Origin of the sequence: Saccharopolyspora thermophila (genome assembly GCF_014646075.1) — a bacterium.
In the GTDB taxonomy this organism is placed as follows: Bacteria; Actinomycetota; Actinomycetes; order Mycobacteriales; family Pseudonocardiaceae; genus Saccharopolyspora; species Saccharopolyspora thermophila.
In genome coordinates this window covers 104255-120375 of sequence record NZ_BMMT01000010.1, presented here as the reverse complement: position 1 = coordinate 120375, position 16121 = coordinate 104255, and the positions used below count along the sequence as shown (strand labels likewise).

Here is a 16121-nt window from a genome sequence, read left to right as displayed (position 1 = left end):
CGTCGCAGGTTGTCGTCCACACAAGAGTAGATCACAGCACCACCTGTCTGTTGGCAATCCAGAACGTGGAGAACTCGATGAAGAGACTCCTTCCCAGGACCAAACGCAGGTCGCGTCCGGTCGCGGTGCTGGGCGTCCTCACCGCTGCCGCTGTGCTGTCTGCCGCCGCACCACCGCAGATCGCGGCCGGGCCGATCGCGGAGCACGCGACGCCGAAGACCGCGGATCTGGCCGTTGCGGCGAAGCCGGTGGCCACGCCGATCGTCACGGGCCCGATACCGGCGGCGATGCCTCCTGGCACCGACCTCACGCACAACTACCCGCAGCTGGCCGCGGAGCCGGGCTTCGATGTGTCCGGGCGCGGATACGTCGAAGAGGAGTTCTTCTTCGAAGGCAAGGCGACGCGCTACGACACGCCGCCGATGGCCGACGGCGTCGCCGTATCCACCGACCACCCGTACAGGACCCGGATGATCGTCCGGCGCCCGGACACACCCGCGAAGTTCAACGGCGTCGTGATCGTCGAATGGGTCAACGTGACCTCGGGCTACAACCTCGACGTGCACTGGCAGGAATCTCGCGACTACCTGACCCGCGAGGGTTATGCCTACGTGGGCGTGTCAGCGCAACGCGTCGGTGTGCAGCAGGAGCCCTACGGCCTGACCGCCTGGAGTCCGACCCGCTACGGGACACTCGACGTCACCGCTGGTGGCACGATCACCGACGACTCGCTGTCCTACGACATCTTCTCCCAGGCCGGACAGGCTGTTCGCACCAACCCCGCCGTGCTCGGCGGACTGCGGCCCGACACCGTGCTGGCCGTCGGGCAGTCGCAGTCGGCTTCGCGGCTGGCGCTGTACTACAACTCGATTCAGCCGCTGGCCCGGGTCTACGACGGCTTCATGCTCTTCGTGGGCAGCGGTGGGCCGTTCCGAACCGACGTTCCCGCGAAGCTGCTGCGCATCAGCACCGAGACCGAGGTCGCCCTGAACCGCGTGCCGTACCAGGCGGATTCCCGGGTCCTGCGCTCGTGGGAGATCGCGGGTGCATCGCACGTCGACTACTGGTTCATGATGAACCGCATGCAGGGCGTCGCCCGTGACGGCCTGCGGCCCTTCGAGTTCGCCTGCGACCGGCCGCCGCTGAGCCACGTCGACACCAAGAACGTGCTCAACGCCGGGTATCACCACCTCGTCAACTGGGTTCGCCACGACGTGCAGCCGCCGACCGCACCGCGAATCCGGACGATGCCCACACCGGACGGGGTGGTGATCCCGCGCGACGAGAACGGGATCGCGTTCGGCGGCATCCGGCTGGCTGAGGTCGACGCGCCGATCGCGACCAACACCGGTGAGAACTCCGGGCCGGAACTGTGCCGCTTGTACGGGTCGCACCAGCCCTTCACCGCCGAGAAGCTCGCTTCGCTGTACCCGACCCACGATGCCTACGTGCGCGCGGTGCGCAACGTGACGAACAGCAACCTCCGGAAGGGCTTCATCCTCGAGCGAGACGCAGCGGAAACGGTCCGCGAGGCGGAAGTGTCGCGCGTCGGGACGTCGCACCCACTGCCGATCCCGTAACCACGACCTTCGACGATGCGCTGAGAAGCAGGCAGCGGAGCCTGCGGTGCAAACGACTACCACAACCCGTGATCCGCGTCGAGTGGAGAGCTCCGCTGCCTGCTCGAGGCCATCTACCGAAAGGCGGCCATGAGCGAGCTGACGAAGGTTTCACCGAGTGACCGAGGTTTCTTCGGCCACCCCCGCGGCCTGGCCACGTTGTTCTTCCTGGAGATGTGGGAGCGGTTCTCCTACTACGGGATGTCCGCGATCCTGCTGTACTACCTGTACGACCAGACCTCCGATGGTGGGCTTGGGCTGGACAAGCCGACCTCGTCGGCGTTGGTGTCGATCTACGGTGCCCTGGTGTTCATGTCCGGCATCCTCGGCGGCTGGACGGCCGATCGGTTGCTGGGTATGCGCCGTGCGGTCCTGCTGGGCGGCGTGATGATCATGTGCGGTCATCTGGCGCTGGCGTTACCCGGCGGGATGCCCGCGCTGCTGGTGTCGATGCTGCTGATCGTGGCCGGCACCGGGCTGTTGAAGCCGAACGTGTCCAGCCTGGTGGGGGAGTTGTACTCGCCGACCGACAACCGCCGCGACGCCGGGTTCTCCCTGTTCTACATGGGCATCAACCTGGGCGCGTTCATCGCGCCGTACCTGGTGGGCACGCTCGGACAGCAGGTCGACTACCACCTCGGCTTCGGTCTCGCGGCCGTCGGCATGGCTGCGGGGCTGGTGGTCTACGCCCGGGGGCGGACGCGACTGGGCCAGGCCGGGAGCGTGCCGACGAATCCGCTCCACGCCGGTGAGCGGCGTCAGGTGGCGATGCGCGCAGGCGTGGGCCTCGCGGTGTTGGCGGTGGCGCTGCTGGCTCTCGGCGTCAGCGGATCCCTGACCGTCCAGGCGCTGATCAACACCGTGACGGTGCTCGCGGTGCTGCTGCCGGTGGCGTACCTGATCACGATGCTGCGCAGCCCGCACACCGATGCCGTCGAACGGACCCGGTTGATCGCCTACATCCCGCTGTTCATCGGCGCGGTGTGCTACTGGGTGGTCAACGAGCAGTCCGGTTCGGTGCTCGCGCAGTTCGCCGACACGCGAACCGACCTGGAGATCTTCGGGTTCGCGGTGCCGTCCTCGTGGTTCCAGTCGTTGAACCCGATCGCCACGCTGATCCTGGCCCCGACCTTCGCATGGCTGTGGACCAGGCTGGGAGACCGGCAGCCCACCACGCCGCGCAAGTTCGCCACCGGACTGCTGCTCGGTGGGGCCTCGTTCGTGTTGCTGGCTGGGCCTGGTCTGCTGCACGGCGTGGATGTGCCCGCAAGCCCGTGGTGGCTCGTCGCGAGCTACTTCGTCGTGATCTGCGGGTCGATGTGCCTGTCGCCGGTGGGGCTTTCGGCCACCACCAAGCTCGCACCGCGGGCCTTTCTGGCCCAGATGATGAGCCTGTGGTTTCTGGCCTCTGCCGCCGCGGAAGGCATCAACGCGCAGCTGGTGCAGTTCTACCGGCCCGAGACCGAGATCGGCTATTTCGCGGGAGTCGGTGCGGCGGTGATGGCCGCCGGAGTCGTCATGCACCTGATCGCACCATGGGTGCAGCGCCGCATGGGCGGTGTGCGGTGAGAAGAAGTCGGTCGAACCAGGAGGAGCGCAAGATGCGGGTGGTGGTCGTCGGCAGCGGCATCGCCGGTGCGGCAGCCAGTTACGAGTTGGCCCGGGCACGGGTGGATGTGGTCCTGGTGGACTCGCTGACCCCGGGCCGTGCGACGTCGGCTGGTGCGGGCATCGTCTGCCCCTGGTCGTCCCGGGTGGACGATCCGGACTGGTACCGGATCGCGGTCGCCGGGGCGGAGTACTACCAGGAGCTGCTGGCAGCGTTGACCGCTGATGGCGAGACCGAGCTCGGCTACCGGCGGGTCGGCTCGCTGCGGCTGGTCTCCGACGTCGAGGCCGAGGATGCGCTGCGGCGCGTGGCCGCGCGTGCCGCGCAGTCCCCGATGGCCGGCGAGGTGGAGTTGATCAGCGCTGGCCGGGCCCGCGAGCTCTTCCCGCCCCTGGAACACAACGGTCCGGCGATCCACATCTCCGGAGCAGCGCGCCTGGACGGCCGCTTGGTGCGCGACGCGATGCGACGCGCCGCGGTCCAGCACGGCGCCCGGATCATCAACGGCACGGCGACGATCGTCGCTGACAGCGCGGTCCGCGGAGTGCAGGTCGACGACGTGTTCATCGGCGCGGACGCCGTGATCGCAGCGGCCGGTGCCTGGTCGCCGCAGCTGCTCGAACCGATCGGCGTCCAGGTGCGGGTCACGCCGCAGCGCGGCCAGATCGTGCACCTGCGGCTGCCGGGCGTCGACACCGCGAACTGGCCGGTCGTGCTGCCGCGGTCGCGGCACTACCTTCTGGCCTTCGACGACTCGCGGGTCGTGGTGGGCGCGACCCGCGAGGACGGCGTCGGCTTCGACCACCGGGTGACCGCAGGCGGGATGGCGGAGGTGCTGGGCGAAGCACTGTCGGTGGCTCCTGGGCTGGCCGGTGCCACGCACGTGGAGACCCGCATCGGGTTCCGTCCGATGGGACCTGACGTCCGACCGATGCTCGGCACGGTTGCGCAGGTCGCCGGGCTGGTCGTGGTCAACGGCCTGGGGGCGTCCGGTCTGACGATGGGCCCGTACGCGGGTTCGGTCGCGGCGCGGTTGGCCCGCCAGGTCGACCCGGGGATCGACCTGGCACCGTACGACCCGCTGCGTTGAGGGTTGCGCCCGCGCCGGGTCAGCCCGCTGCTGACCCGGCGCGGGCGCCGACGGTCACCCCGCAGTGGGGATGAGCGGTGTCAGGTGGTACAGCGCGCCGGCGATGGCGCCACCGAGCAGTGGGCCTGCGACCGGAATCCAGGCGTAGGACCAGTTGGAGGTGCCCTTGCCCTTCATGGGCAGCAGTGCGTGCAGGATGCGAGGGCCGAGGTCGCGGGCCGGGTTGATGGCGTAGCCGGTCGGGCCTCCCAGGGAGGCACCGATGCCGACAACGAGCATGGCCACTGCGAGCGGTCCAAGGCCGCTGGGGGTGTTGCCGAAAAGCAGCACCACGTACACCAGGACGAAGGTGGCCAGAGCTTCGGTGATGGTGTTCCACGCCGGGGTTGGAATGGCCGGGCCTGTTGCGAAAACACCGAGCTTGGTTGCCGGGTCGGGTTCGGTGTCGAAGTGCTTCTTGTACGCCAGGTAGGTCAGCAGGGCGCCGAACATCGCGCCGAGCAGCTGGGCGAGGACGTAGGTGGCGAAGTGGGGGAGGGTGGCCGGGATGCCGGGGGCGAAGTCCTGACCGGCGATCCACAGCCCGGTGGTGACTGCGGGGTTCAGATGCGCTCCGGTGGGGCGGCGGCGTAGACGCCGGCGAAAACGGCCAAGCCCCAGCCGAAGTTGACGAGCAGCCAGCCGCCGCCCTTTCCTTTGGCTCCTGCCAACGAGACGTTGGCGCCGACGCCCAGGCCGAGCAGGAGCAGCAGCGTTGTGCCCATGAATTCGGAGAAGAAGATGCTCCCCATGGAGTCTCCTGGAGTTGTTCCGCCGGTTTGCGTGTCCGGGGCGGTGTCACTGGATTCGGGCGGGTACGAGCGCGGCTGGTGAGCAGACCTCAGGCGTGCCGGTTCTGCTCACCAGCCGTGCTGGGTGCGTGGCCGACCCACGCGGTTGGTGACCGGGGGAGAAGAGATCAGCGCGCTCGGGTCACCAGACGGTGTAGCCGCCGTCGACGACGAGGTCGGTGCCGGTGCAGTAGCTGCTGGCGTCGGAGGCCAAAAAGACCACGGCGGGGGCGATTTCGTGGGGTTCGGCGACGCGGTTCATGGGGGTGCCGTCAATCCAGGCGCGGCGCCATTCCTCGTTGCTCAGGCCGCGTTTGGTCAGTTCGGTGCCGACGTAACCGGGGGAGACGGAGTTGACTCGCACACCGCGGGCGGCCCACTCGCCGGCCAGCGATTTGGTGAGGTGGATGACGCCGGCCTTCGCGGCGTTGTAGGCGGCCTGGGGCTGCGGGCGGTTGGAGATGTGGCCGCTCATGCTGCCGGTGTTGATGATGCTGCCGGAGCCCTGCTTGAGCATTCGCCTGCCGGCTGCGCGGCAGCAGTAGAACACGCCGTCGAGGTTCACCGACATCACGCGGCGCCAGTCCTCGGTGCTGAGGTCCTCGCTGGGGTGGTTGTGCACGATGCCGGCGTTGTTGACCGCGATGTCGATCGAGCCGGCGGTGCTGACCACGTGGTCGAAGGCGGCCTCGACAGCGTCGGGGTCGGTGACGTCTGCGGCGACGAACTCAACACCGTGGCGCTCGGCGGTGGCTTGGCCGACTTCGGGGTTGACGTCGCAGATGAACACGCGGGCGTCGGCGTCGCGGAGGCCGAGCACGATGGCTTCACCGATGCCCTGGGCGCCGCCGGTGACGATCGCGGTCTTGCCGGTGAGCGTGAACAGGTTGGTCATTTGCCCTCCCGGGCGGTGGTCGACGGACGTGCGGACGGTGCGGAGCTGGTGTCGCGGATTTCGTGCTCCCCCGACGGGAAACCGATGACCATCTCATCGGCGATGCCGGTGAACAGGCCGTTCTCCACCACGCCGGGAATCCAGTTGAGCTGGCTGTCCAGCGCGAGGGGATCCTTGATCGCCTCCAGGTGGGCGTCGATCAGGTAGTTGCCGCTGTCGGTGACCACGGCTTTCCCGTCGACGGTGCGCAGCCGGAGGTCCGGGTCGGCGTAGCCGAGGTGCGCGAGCAGCCGGGCGATGGAGCGCCGGGTGGATTCCCAGGAGAACGGGATCACCTCGATGGGCAGCGGGAATGCGCCCAGGGTGTCGACGACCTTGCTGTCGTCGACGATGGCGATCATCCGCTCCGAGGCGTCGGCGACGATGCGTTCCCACAGCAGGCACGCGCCGCCGCCCTTGATCATGGCCCCGTTGTGGTCGATCTCGTCGGCCCCGTCGATGGTGAGGTCGAGGCGCTCCACCTCGGCCAGGGTGGTCAGCGGGACACCGACCTCCAGCGCCAGGTCGCGAGTGCTGGTCGAGGTGGGTACCCCCACCACGTCGAGCCCCTGGGCCACGGCCTCGCCGAGCGCTCGCACGAACCAGTGCGAGGTGGTGCCTGAGCCTAGGCCGAGCTTCATGCCGTCGCGGACGTATGCCTCGATCGCGGCGGTGCCCGATGCCCACTTGGCCTTGTCCTGCTCAGTGCGCGGTTGCATGCTCTTCCTTCTCCTGGCGGGGGTTTTCAGATGCGGGTTGTCTCGGTGGCCAGCGTTAGCAGGTCGCTGAACCGCTCGATGACGGTGCAGTGGTCGACGGCGTTGCCCCACGCGACGTGGCGGTAGGCCACCCCGGCGCGCCGGGCGGTGAGCGCGTCCACCTCGGCGTCTCCGACGTAGACGGTTTCGGCGGCCGACACGCCGAGCGCGTTTAGAACGGTGGTCAGGTGGACCGGGTCGGGCTTTCCGGCCGGTACCGAGTCGATGCCGGCGACCGCGTCGACCAGCTCGGCGAGACCGGTTCCGGCCAGCACCTCGCGCGTCAGGTCGGTGCGCTTGTTGGTGCACACGCCGATCCTGATGCCGTTGTCGCGGAGCCGCTGCAGGGCGGTGCGGGCGTCGGCGTGGACGGTGGTGTCGACGACCGGCTCGGCGGTGTAGGCGGTGGTGTAGGCGGACAGCACGGCGTCGGTCAGCGCCCTGTCACCGCCGACGGCGGCGATGGCTTCGCCGACCAGAGCCCGTGCGCCGCCACCGAGGATCGGGCGCACCTGATCGGCTCGGATCGGCCCCAGCGAGTGCTGGGCCAGGGCCGTGCCGAGGGCGCGCGCGATGTCGGGCGCGCTGTCGACGAGGGTGCCGTCGAGGTCGAAGACCGCGGCGCGTAGGCGCGGAGGGACGTTGGTCATCGGGGCTCGGTGTTCTCCTTGTAGAGGGGCCTGAGCTCGTCGTAGAGGCGGCGGTGCGTGCGGAAGATCCGGTCGTAGGTCTGCGCGGTCGCCTGCCGGGGGATGAAGGTGCGTTCCACGCTCACCCCGGCCAGTGCTTCGTCGAAGTCGCGCCACTGGCCGGTGCCCACGCCCGCGGCCAGCGCCGCACCGTAGGCGCCGCCTTCGGAGGAGCCGGTCACCGTGGTGGTCTCCCGGCCGAGCACGTCGGCGAGCATCTGCAGCCACAACGATTCGGTGGTCGCGCCGCCGGAGGCGACGACGCGGTCGCAGTCCAACCCGGCCTGCCGGCACACCTCGAGGATCTCCCGCATGTTCAGCAGTACGCCCTCCATGACGCTGCGCGCGAGGTGGCCGACGTGGTGCATCGGGGTCAGCCCCACCCAGCTCGCGGCTGCTTCCGGCGCGACGTGCGGCGAGCGTTCGCCGAGCAGGTAGGGCAGGAACAGGAGTCCGTTGCAGCCGGGTTCGACGGCTTTGGCCAGGCCGACGAGCTTGTCAAAGGAGATCGGATCGGTCGTGGTGACGGGTGCGAGCGCGTCGCGCAGCCACTGGAAGGCCCCGCCCGCGCTGAGGGAAACGCCCATGACGTGCCAACGGCCGGGGGCGTTGCCGCAGGACACCTGGACGCGACCTCCCGGGTTGTCCGGGCAGGAAGCCGCGCCACCGGCCACGATCCCGGCGGTCCCGATGGTGAAACCGACCGGGCCCGCGTCGATCAGGCCCATCGCGGTGGTCTGGATGACCGCGTCCCCGCCGCCACCGAACACCGGGGTGCCCCCCGGGACGTTCCAGCGACGGGCCAGTTCGGGCAGGACCTGCCCGGTCTGGTCGACGGACTCCACGACGTCCGGCAGCAGCGCGCGGTCGATGTCCAGCAGCTGGAGCAGTTCGTCGGACCAGCATCGGTGTGCCACGTCGAACAATCCGGTGCCGGAGGCGTCGGAGACGTCGGTGACGTAGGTGCCGGTCATGCGCAGCCGCAGGTAGTCCTTCGGGTTGAGGATGCGCGCGGTGCGTTCGAACAGCTCCGGCTCGTTCTCCCGGAACCAGATGATCTTCCCGCCGGTGAAGCCGGGCAGCATCCGGTTGCGCGTCATCCGCAGGAGTTCGGCGAGCCCACCCGCCCGTTCGGTGATCCAGTCGCACTGCGGGGCGGCCCGCTGGTCGTTCCACAGGATCGCGTGCCGCAGCGGTTTGCCCTCGGCGTCGAGGGCGGTGAGCCCGTGCATCTGCCCGCACAGGCCGATTCCGGTGATCTCCCGCCCGGATTGGGGCAGCGATGCGGTCAGCGCGGTGATCGCCTCGTCGGTGGCGCGCCACCATTCGGCCGGGTCCTGTTCGGCCCATCCCTGCCGGAGGTTGATCATCGGGTAGTCGCGGCTCTGCTTGGCGATCACCTCGCCGGAGCCGTTGACGGCGATCACCTTGCAGGTGGAGGTGCCGAGGTCAATGCCGATCAGCATGGTGCTACGTCCTTTCGCGCCTCATTGCGCGCCGTGGCGAAGCCTGATGTGCTTGAGCTGCAGGTAGGATTCGAGACCTTCGTGGCCGTGTTCGGAGCCGAAACCGCTTTCCCGCCGGCCGCCGTAGGGGGCGTTGATGATTCCGGCGTCGACGTTGTTGACCGCGACGTTGCCGAAGTCGAGTTCGCGGGCGAGCGTGAACGTTTCGTGGGTGTCGTTGGTGTAGGCGTAGGCCGCCAGCCCGCCGGGTGCGGCGTTGGCCCGGGCGATGGCGTCGTCCAGATCGGTGAACTTCGCGACCCCGACGAGCGGACCGAAGGTCTCCTCGTGCATCACGAGCGCCTCGTCCGGCGCGTCGGCGACAACCGTCGGCCGCAGGAACAGCCCGGGAGCGAGCTCGTCGACGGGACCGCCGCCGGCGACGACGGACGCTCCGCGCTTGCGGGCGTCGGCGATGTGGTCGAGGGTGCGACGGTAGGTCTCGTCCATGGTCAGCGATCCGACGTCGGCGGAGGGAACTGCGATCCCGTCGGCGACGGTGAGCGCGTCGGCAGCCTTCGCCAAACCGGCGACGAACTCGTCGTAGACCGAGTCCTGCACGTAGATGCGATTGATCGCGATGCAGATCTGCCCGGCATTGCGGAACGAACGACGTGTCGCGCCCTGGACCGCCGCGGCGATATCCGAACGCGCGGTGACGATCATCGGGCAGCTGCCACCCAGTTCCAGCGACAGACCGGTGATCCCGTTGACCGAGCGGAAGATCGCCTGCCCGATGCGCATGGAGCCGGTGAATGCGACCTTCCTGATCGCCGGGTGCTCGACCAGAGCCTGCCCGGTGCTGCCGTCACCGTAGACGAAGTTGACCACACCGGCCGGGAAAACGGTGGCGATGCACTCGGAGAGGATCTGCGCGCATCCCGGCGTGTACTCGGACGGCTTGATGACGATGGTGCACCCGGCTGCTGTCGCACCGGCCAGCTTCCACCCGATCAGCTCGATGGGGTAGTTCCACGGCACGATGCCGGCGACCGGGCCGATGGGTTCCTTCTCCACGATGCTGGTGAACCCGGCGACGTCGTTGGGGATGGTGCGTCCGAACACCCGCTGCGCCTCTTCGGCGTAGTAGTGCAGCGCGGTGATGAACTTGCGCACCTCGCCCCGCGCCTCCTCCAGCGGTTTGCCCTGCTCGCGGGTGATGGCCGCGGCCATGTCGTCGATGCGGGGCGTACATGCCGCGGCGAGTTCGTGCAGGCACCGGGCGCGGTCGACCGGAAGGGTCCTGCGCCAGGTGCGGAAGGCGGCGACAGCCGATGCCACCGCCGCGTCGACGTCCGCCGTGGACGAGCGGGGGGCGATCGCGGCCAGCTCGGTGGTCGCGGGGTTGCGCCGCTCGATCGTGCCGTCGGAGGCGTCGTGCCAGGTTCCGCTGTGGAAGTTTTGGCAGGTGATCACGTGATTCTGAGACATCCGGTTCTGCTTTCGTGGTGCTGGCGCGAGAGCCGGCGTTGAACGCGGTGGAATGGGGGCGGGACGGCGTGCTTGGGGTCAGGGCGAAGCACGCGGCGTGCCCGCCGTGCGGGCCTGCTCACAGCGGCTTACGTGCCGCTGTTGACTTCATATGATGATCGGACGATAGTTCTCGCATGGCCTCGTCGCAACCCCCCAACGCAGCTGGATCGAGCACCGAGTTCCGCGCAGCGGCGCCGGACCGGCCACCGCGCCTGCCCGAGGTGGTAGCCGAGCGCCTGCAGCAGGACCTGCTGGCGCAGGACCTGCGTCCGGGGGACCGGCTGCCCACCGAATCCCAGCTCGTGGAGCGCTACGGGGTGAGCCGGACGGTGATCAGGGAGGCCGGCCGCATCCTCGAACAGCGCGGGCTGGTCGACATCCGGCCTGGTCGCGGGATGACGGTCGCCGCGCCGGACGGTTCGGCGATCGTCCAGCACTACTCGTTGATGCTGGGCATGAACGCGATGACGTTCCAGCAGTTGATGGAGACCCGGCTGATCATCGAGGTCGAGGTGGCCGCCCTGGCGGCATTGCGCCGCACGGATGAGGACCTGGCCGACATGCGCGCGTCACTGGAGCGCGCGCAGGCCCGCGCGGACGATTACCAGGTGTGCCTGGAGGAGGACATGCGGTTCCACGAGATCGTCACGCGTGCCAGCGGGAACCCGTTCTTCTCCTGGTTCATGGATCCCGTGAACACCTGCCTGCGTGAGTCCTACCAGGACTCCAGCGCCTATCTGGCGAGCTTGCCGCAGACCTTCGCCGAGCACCGGGCGATCCTCGATGCGATCGCTGCCGGTGATCCCGACGCGGCGCGGCGCAGCGCGCGGGAGCACCTGAACCGGGTGGTGTCGCAGCAGGACGCCCTGGTGTCGGGGCGAAAGCCGCGTTGACGACTCAGCTCGCCCGGCTGGCCCCGGTGTCGCCGGCGAGTAGCCGGTCGCTGTGCCGCATGATGCGCCGCAGGTGGTTCTCGGTGGCGAAGCGGGCGCGCGAGGGGTCCCCGGCGCTGATCGCCTCGGCGATCTCGATGTGCTCCTGCACGGTGTTGCACGCTTCGAAGGAGTAGCCGGGGCTCTTGCGGTAGGCGTCCCGCAGAAACCCGTTGATGGGGCGGATCATCAAGGAGAAGAACGGGTTGCCGCTGGCCTCGGCGATGATCTCGTGAAAGGCCAGGTCCGCGTCGAGGAACTCGCTGCGGTCGTCGACGGCCGCTGCCAGGCGCTGGTTGGCCTCGCGCATCGCAGTCAGGTGTTGCTCGGTCCGCCGTGCCGCAGCGAACACCGACATCTCCACCTCGAGCACCAGTCGGATCTCCTGGAGCTGGTCGAACGAGCCCTGGCTGAGGCGCAGCAGCAACGCGTACTGGTCGGCGATGAGCCGACCGTCGAACTCGGCGACGGTCATCCCACGGCCGGGCTTGACGGTGACCAGGCCACGCTGGACCAGAAGTCGAGCGGTCTCGCGCACCACGGTTCGGCTCACGTCGAACCGCTCGGCGAGTTCGGCTTCGGTGGGCAGCCGATCGCCCGGGGTGAGCTCGAGGATTTCTTCCTGCAGGGTGTCCGCGAGGACCTCCGGGAGGCGCTTGCGCGAGCCGATTCGGTCGGTCATGGCGAGATTGTATGACAAACACGTCCAAGCAGGTCGCAACGGCTGGTGTTCAGACCGTGAACTCCTGGGGTGCAGCCGGGTGAACAACTCTGGTGTAGGGCAGAACTCCGCTGCACTATGTGACGCAGGTTACAACAGGTTGACCGTAGATTTGTATGACGATAGGACATTGGATAGGTAACTCGCTGAAGTTCGTGCAGCGCTCTTCGTGCCCTCCAACTGCTGCTCCCTCATCCGTCGTGGCAGCGCTGCATCCATAGGAAGGCAAGCCCGTGAATCTCACCGCCCATGCCGACCTGGTCCCGCCCCAGGACGCCGGCCGTGCCACGCTGCTCGCCCGTGTCTTCGACCCGGACTGCGAAGGTCCGTGCGTGGTCGCCGTGCGGGGCCAGGCGGTGGTCGACCTGACCAACGTCGAACCGACGGTGTCCGGTCTGCTGGAACGGCCTGACGCCGTGGAGATCGTGCGCACCCATCCGGGCGGGCGCGTCTGGCAGTTGTCCGACCTGCTGCGGGCAACGCTCGCCCAGGACCGCAGCAATGCCCACTTCCTCGCTCCCGTTGACCTCCAAGTGGTCAAAGCAGCCGGGGTCACGTTCGTGCGCAGCATGCTCGAACGCGTCATCGAGGAGCGTGCCGACGGCGACCTGCACCGGGCAGAAGCGATCCGCAACAAGCTCGGCGACCTGGTCACGGGCCGGATCTCCCATGTGCGGCCCGGGACTGCCGAGGCCGAGCGGGTCAAGGAGGTGCTCGTCCAGGAAGGACTCTGGTCGCAGTATCTTGAGGTCGGCATCGGGCCCGACCCGGAGATCTTCACCAAGGCACCGGTGCTGTCCGCGGTCGGCACCGGCGCCGAGATCGGCGTGCTGGCCCGATCCACGTGGAACAATCCGGAACCCGAGCTGGTGCTCGCGGTGACCTCCCGCGGCGTTCCGGTGGCCGCAACGCTCGGCAACGACGTGAACCTCCGCGACTTCGAGGGGCGTAGTGCGCTGCTGCTGACCGAGGCGAAGGACAACAACGCCTCCTGTGCGATCGGGCCGTTCCTCCGCCTGTTCGACTCGGACTTCAGCCTCGACGACGCACGGAACCTGGAGGTCTCGCTGCAGATCACCGGTGCCGACGGATACCGCCTCGAAGGCGTCAACCCGGTCGGGGAGATCAGTCGCGATCTGCTGGACCTGGTGAACCACGCCTACGGCCGCCACCACCAGTACCCGGACGGGTTCGTGCTGTTCACCGGCACCATGTTCGCCCCGACCGAGGACCGGGATGAGCCCGGTCAGGGATTCACCCACAAGCAGGGGGACGTGGTGCGCATTTCGTCCCCGGCACTCGGATCGCTGATCAACGTGGTCAACTCCGCCGAGGACGCCCCGGACTGGGAGTTCGGGATCCGTGCGCTGATGGACAACCTCGCCGCACGCGGGCTTCTGGGCCGACGCGGTGCTGACGAGGCGGCGGAGGTGAGGCAATGACCCGCGTTGTCGTGACGGACCACGTGTTCGGTGGCGTCGAGCACGAAGCCGCCGTCGCACGACGCTTCAACGCGGAGTTCGCTGAGCTGCAGTGCAGGTCCGAAGAGGACACCGTGGCTGCGGTGACCGGTGCCAATGTCGTGTTCGTCAACTTCGCGCCCATCACCGCGCGAGTGCTTCGCGCGATGGCGCCGGGGGCAACGGTGATCCGCTACGGCATCGGGTACGACAACGTCGACGTGGTGGCGGCCCGGCAGCTGGGCATCTCGGTGGCCAACGTCCCCGACTACGGCACCGACACCGTCGCCGATCACAGCGTGGCGAGCCTGCTCGCCCTGTTACGCAAGCTGACGGCCTACGATCGGCGCGTGCGCGAAGACGGCTGGTGCGCACCGCGCGATCTCGGTTCCCTGCCGGGATTTTCCAGCACGACGGTGGGCCTGGTCGGCCTCGGCCGTATCGGTCTTGCGGTGTGCGAACGGCTGCGGCCCTTCGGTTTCCACGTGCTCGCGCACGACCCCTACGCCTCCCCCGTACTCGCGGCGGAGCACGGTGTCAGGCTGACCGGACTGGCGGAGTTGCTGGCTGAATCGCACGCGATCTCGCTGCACGCTCCGCTGACCCCCGGCACCAAGCATCTGCTCGACGAGCGTGCCTTCAGCCGGATCAGGCGCGGTGCCGTCGTCGTGAACACCTCGCGCGGCGGGCTCATCGACCACGACGCACTGGTGAACGCGATCGAATCGGGCCAGGTGTCCGCGGCGGCGTTGGACGTTTTCGACGGCGAACCGCTGGCCTCCGACTCGCGGCTGCGCGCCCTGCCGCAGGTGCTGCTCACCCCGCACACCGCGTTCTTCTCCGAAAGCTCCCTGGCGGCGCTGCAACGCCTGGCCGCGGAGGAAGCCGCCAGAGCCCTGGCGAAACAACCGCTGCGTTGCCCGATCAGCTGAACGGCACGAGAACAGGAAGCGCCATTGACCCAGGCATTCAACCCGCGCACCGGTGAACCCGTGGGACGCGAAGTCCCGGACAGTTCCGCCACCGAGGTGTCCGCGGCCATCGCCCGAGCACAGGACTGCGCGCAGTGGCTGGCGGATCTGCCGCACAACCGCCGCGCCGAGCTGTTACACGCATTGGCCACGGCGCTGCGCGACAATGAAACCTCACTCGTGGAACTCGCCGACGCCGAGACCGCGCTGGGGGACAGGCGTCTCACCGGTGAAATCGCCCGCTCCGCCGCGCAACTGGACATGTTCGCTGACGTGCTCGATGACGGTGCGTTCTGCGAGGCGGTCATCGACCACGCCGATCCCCAGGCGGTTCCACCGCACACCGACCTGCGTCGCATGCTCGTGCCGCTTGGGCCGGTCGCGGTGTTCGCGGCCAGCAACTTCCCGTTCGCCTTCTCCGTCGCCGGGGGTGACACCGCGAGCGCGCTGGCCGCCGGCTGCCCGGTCGTGGTCAAGGCGCATCCGAGCCACCCGAACCTTTCCGTGCGCACCGCAGAGCTGCTCTCCGCCACGCTGGAGAAGGTGGGGGCGCCCAGCGGCGTGCTCGAGATCGTGCACGGACATGAGGCGGGCACGCTCCTGGTCACGGACCCGAGGATCACCGCCGTCGGGTTCACCGGCTCGACCCGCGGCGGGCGAGCGTTGTTCGACCTGGCCTGTTCCCGCCCGGACCCGATTCCGTTCTACGGCGAGCTGGGCAGCATCAACCCGGTCGTGGTGACCGAAGCCGCGCTGTCGCGGCGTGCTGGTGAGATCGCCACCGGGCTGGTCGGCTCCTTCACCCTCGGGGCGGGGCAGTTCTGCACGAAACCCGGCGCGGTGTTCGTCCCGGCAGGCCAGGGCTTCGCCGACCGGGTCGTCGAGGCGGTCGGCGACACCGAGCCCGCGCCCCTGCTCAACGCCAAGATCCGCGACGGCTATCTCGCCGGGGTCACAGCGCTGGGGAGTGCCCCCGGAGTCAGGACGGTGCTTGCGCCCCGGACCGGTACCGGATACTCGGTGTACCCTGCGGTGTTCACGGTCGACGCGACGACGTTCGTGGAGCGGATCGACCTTCTCGCGGAGGAGTGCTTCGGGCCGAGCACCGTGATCGTCGAGTACTCCAGTGCCGAGGAGCTCGCCGGTGCGCTCGCCGCGCTGCCGGGCAGCCTGACCGCCAGTCTCCACGCGGAGCCCGTCGACCCACCAGCTGCCGAGCTGCTCGCAACCCTGCGGAAGAAGGTCGGCCGCGTGATCTTCAACGGCTGGCCGACCGGAGTCGCGGTCACGTGGTCCCAGCACCACGGCGGCCCATGGCCGTCGACCACGGTGCCGCTGCACACCTCGGTCGGGGCAACGGCCATCCGGCGCTTCATGCGGCCGGTGACCTTCCAGGACGTCCCCGACGGTCTACTGCCCGAAGCGCTCCGCGAGGACAACCCGCTGGGCATCCCGCGACGTGTCGATGGCGTCCTCCGCTGAGGCCACCCACAGCGATGCCCACCTGCCAGAGCAGGTGGGCATCGCTGT

General features: G+C 68.8%; 15 protein-coding genes. 7 read left to right on the top strand and 8 right to left on the bottom strand.

From position 1 onward, the window contains the following. Nucleotides 1-77: 77 nt before the first annotated feature. The 3 genes from IEY17_RS15435 (at nt 78) to IEY17_RS15425 (ending at nt 4318) form a co-directional block, all read left to right on the top strand. Nucleotides 78-1580 carry an alpha/beta hydrolase domain-containing protein gene (locus IEY17_RS15435; protein ID WP_188988269.1) on the top strand — a complete coding sequence of 501 codons (1503 nt, stop codon included), beginning with the start codon at nt 78-80 and terminating at the stop codon, nt 1578-1580. Nucleotides 1581-1709: 129 nt separating this feature from the next. After that, nucleotides 1710-3188 (top strand): peptide MFS transporter, encoded by a 1479-nt coding sequence (locus IEY17_RS15430; protein WP_188988267.1) that lies wholly within the window; start codon nt 1710-1712, stop codon nt 3186-3188. Between the two features lie 32 nt (nt 3189-3220). Beyond that, nucleotides 3221-4318, top strand: coding sequence for an NAD(P)/FAD-dependent oxidoreductase (locus IEY17_RS15425; RefSeq protein ID WP_188988265.1), 1098 nt, complete (start codon nt 3221-3223; stop codon nt 4316-4318). 54 nt (nt 4319-4372) lie between these two features. Here the strand turns inward: IEY17_RS15425 and IEY17_RS15420 are convergent, their stop codons facing one another. From IEY17_RS15420 to IEY17_RS15395, 7 genes are all read right to left on the bottom strand, one after another. Continuing rightward, on the bottom strand, nt 4373-4894 hold the full coding sequence (locus IEY17_RS15420; protein WP_308423997.1) for an MIP/aquaporin family protein: 522 nt from the start codon (nt 4892-4894) through the stop codon (nt 4373-4375). Nucleotides 4895-4920: 26 nt separating this feature from the next. Further along, nucleotides 4921-5109 (bottom strand): aquaporin, encoded by a 189-nt coding sequence (locus IEY17_RS25965; protein ID WP_308423996.1) that lies wholly within the window; start codon nt 5107-5109, stop codon nt 4921-4923. A 181-nt stretch (nt 5110-5290) separates the two neighbouring features. Further along, entirely contained in the window at nt 5291-6043 is a 753-nt protein-coding gene (locus IEY17_RS15415) for an SDR family NAD(P)-dependent oxidoreductase (RefSeq protein WP_188988263.1), read from the bottom strand. Beyond that, complete coding sequence (gene rpiA, locus IEY17_RS15410) at nt 6040-6801, bottom strand: ribose-5-phosphate isomerase RpiA (RefSeq protein WP_188988261.1); 762 nt, start codon at nt 6799-6801, stop codon at nt 6040-6042. Before rpiA ends, IEY17_RS15415 begins: the two co-directional genes overlap by 4 nt. 26 nt (nt 6802-6827) lie before the next feature. After that, nucleotides 6828-7490 (bottom strand): HAD family hydrolase, encoded by a 663-nt coding sequence (locus IEY17_RS15405; protein ID WP_188988259.1) that lies wholly within the window; start codon nt 7488-7490, stop codon nt 6828-6830. Next, a complete protein-coding gene (gene xylB, locus IEY17_RS15400; RefSeq protein ID WP_188988257.1) occupies nt 7487-8995 on the bottom strand; it encodes a xylulokinase in 1509 nt (502 codons plus the stop codon). Before xylB ends, IEY17_RS15405 begins: the two co-directional genes overlap by 4 nt. Before the next feature lie 21 nt (nt 8996-9016). Beyond that, nucleotides 9017-10465: an aldehyde dehydrogenase family protein gene (locus IEY17_RS15395; protein ID WP_188988255.1), complete on the bottom strand. Its 1449-nt coding sequence runs from the start codon at nt 10463-10465 to the stop codon at nt 9017-9019. A 176-nt stretch (nt 10466-10641) separates the two neighbouring features. Between IEY17_RS15395 and IEY17_RS15390 the strand changes: the two genes are divergently transcribed. After that, nucleotides 10642-11400, top strand: a complete 759-nt coding sequence (locus IEY17_RS15390; protein WP_188988253.1) for a FadR/GntR family transcriptional regulator — start codon at nt 10642-10644, stop codon at nt 11398-11400. A gap of 4 nt (nt 11401-11404) precedes the next feature. On the opposite strand, the gene IEY17_RS15385 is transcribed toward IEY17_RS15390, so the two are convergent. Beyond that, nucleotides 11405-12121: a FadR/GntR family transcriptional regulator gene (locus tag IEY17_RS15385; RefSeq protein ID WP_188988251.1), complete on the bottom strand. Its 717-nt coding sequence runs from the start codon at nt 12119-12121 to the stop codon at nt 11405-11407. Between the two features lie 272 nt (nt 12122-12393). Between IEY17_RS15385 and IEY17_RS15380 the strand changes: the two genes are divergently transcribed. The 3 genes from IEY17_RS15380 to IEY17_RS15370 are packed head-to-tail and all read left to right on the top strand — an operon-like array spanning nt 12394 to nt 16073. Then, nucleotides 12394-13602 (top strand): fumarylacetoacetate hydrolase family protein, encoded by a 1209-nt coding sequence (locus IEY17_RS15380; RefSeq protein WP_188988249.1) that lies wholly within the window; start codon nt 12394-12396, stop codon nt 13600-13602. Next, a complete protein-coding gene (locus IEY17_RS15375) occupies nt 13599-14552 on the top strand; it encodes a C-terminal binding protein (protein ID WP_188988247.1) in 954 nt (317 codons plus the stop codon). The genes IEY17_RS15380 and IEY17_RS15375 overlap by 4 nt, the downstream gene beginning before the upstream one ends. 24 nt (nt 14553-14576) lie before the next feature. Continuing rightward, entirely contained in the window at nt 14577-16073 is a 1497-nt protein-coding gene (locus tag IEY17_RS15370; protein ID WP_188988245.1) for an aldehyde dehydrogenase (NADP(+)), read from the top strand. Nucleotides 16074-16121: the final 48 nt, after the last annotated feature.

Bases quoted from the DNA above. Each gene is read 5' to 3' on its own strand.
- IEY17_RS15435 (WP_188988269.1), top strand. From the start codon at position 78: ATGAAGAGACTCCTTCCCAGGACCAAACGCAGGTCGCGTCCGGTCGCG.
- IEY17_RS15430 (WP_188988267.1), top strand. From the start codon at position 1,710: ATGAGCGAGCTGACGAAGGTTTCACCGAGTGACCGAGGTTTCTTCGGC.
- IEY17_RS15425 (WP_188988265.1), top strand. From the start codon at position 3,221: ATGCGGGTGGTGGTCGTCGGCAGCGGCATCGCCGGTGCGGCAGCCAGT.
- IEY17_RS25965 (WP_308423996.1), bottom strand. From the start codon at position 5,109: ATGGGGAGCATCTTCTTCTCCGAATTCATGGGCACAACGCTGCTGCTC.
- IEY17_RS15415 (WP_188988263.1), bottom strand. From the start codon at position 6,043: ATGACCAACCTGTTCACGCTCACCGGCAAGACCGCGATCGTCACCGGC.
- rpiA (WP_188988261.1), bottom strand. From the start codon at position 6,801: ATGCAACCGCGCACTGAGCAGGACAAGGCCAAGTGGGCATCGGGCACC.
- IEY17_RS15405 (WP_188988259.1), bottom strand. From the start codon at position 7,490: ATGACCAACGTCCCTCCGCGCCTACGCGCCGCGGTCTTCGACCTCGAC.
- xylB (WP_188988257.1), bottom strand. From the start codon at position 8,995: ATGCTGATCGGCATTGACCTCGGCACCTCCACCTGCAAGGTGATCGCC.
- IEY17_RS15395 (WP_188988255.1), bottom strand. From the start codon at position 10,465: ATGTCTCAGAATCACGTGATCACCTGCCAAAACTTCCACAGCGGAACC.
- IEY17_RS15390 (WP_188988253.1), top strand. From the start codon at position 10,642: ATGGCCTCGTCGCAACCCCCCAACGCAGCTGGATCGAGCACCGAGTTC.
- IEY17_RS15385 (WP_188988251.1), bottom strand. From the start codon at position 12,121: ATGACCGACCGAATCGGCTCGCGCAAGCGCCTCCCGGAGGTCCTCGCG.
- IEY17_RS15375 (WP_188988247.1), top strand. From the start codon at position 13,599: ATGACCCGCGTTGTCGTGACGGACCACGTGTTCGGTGGCGTCGAGCAC.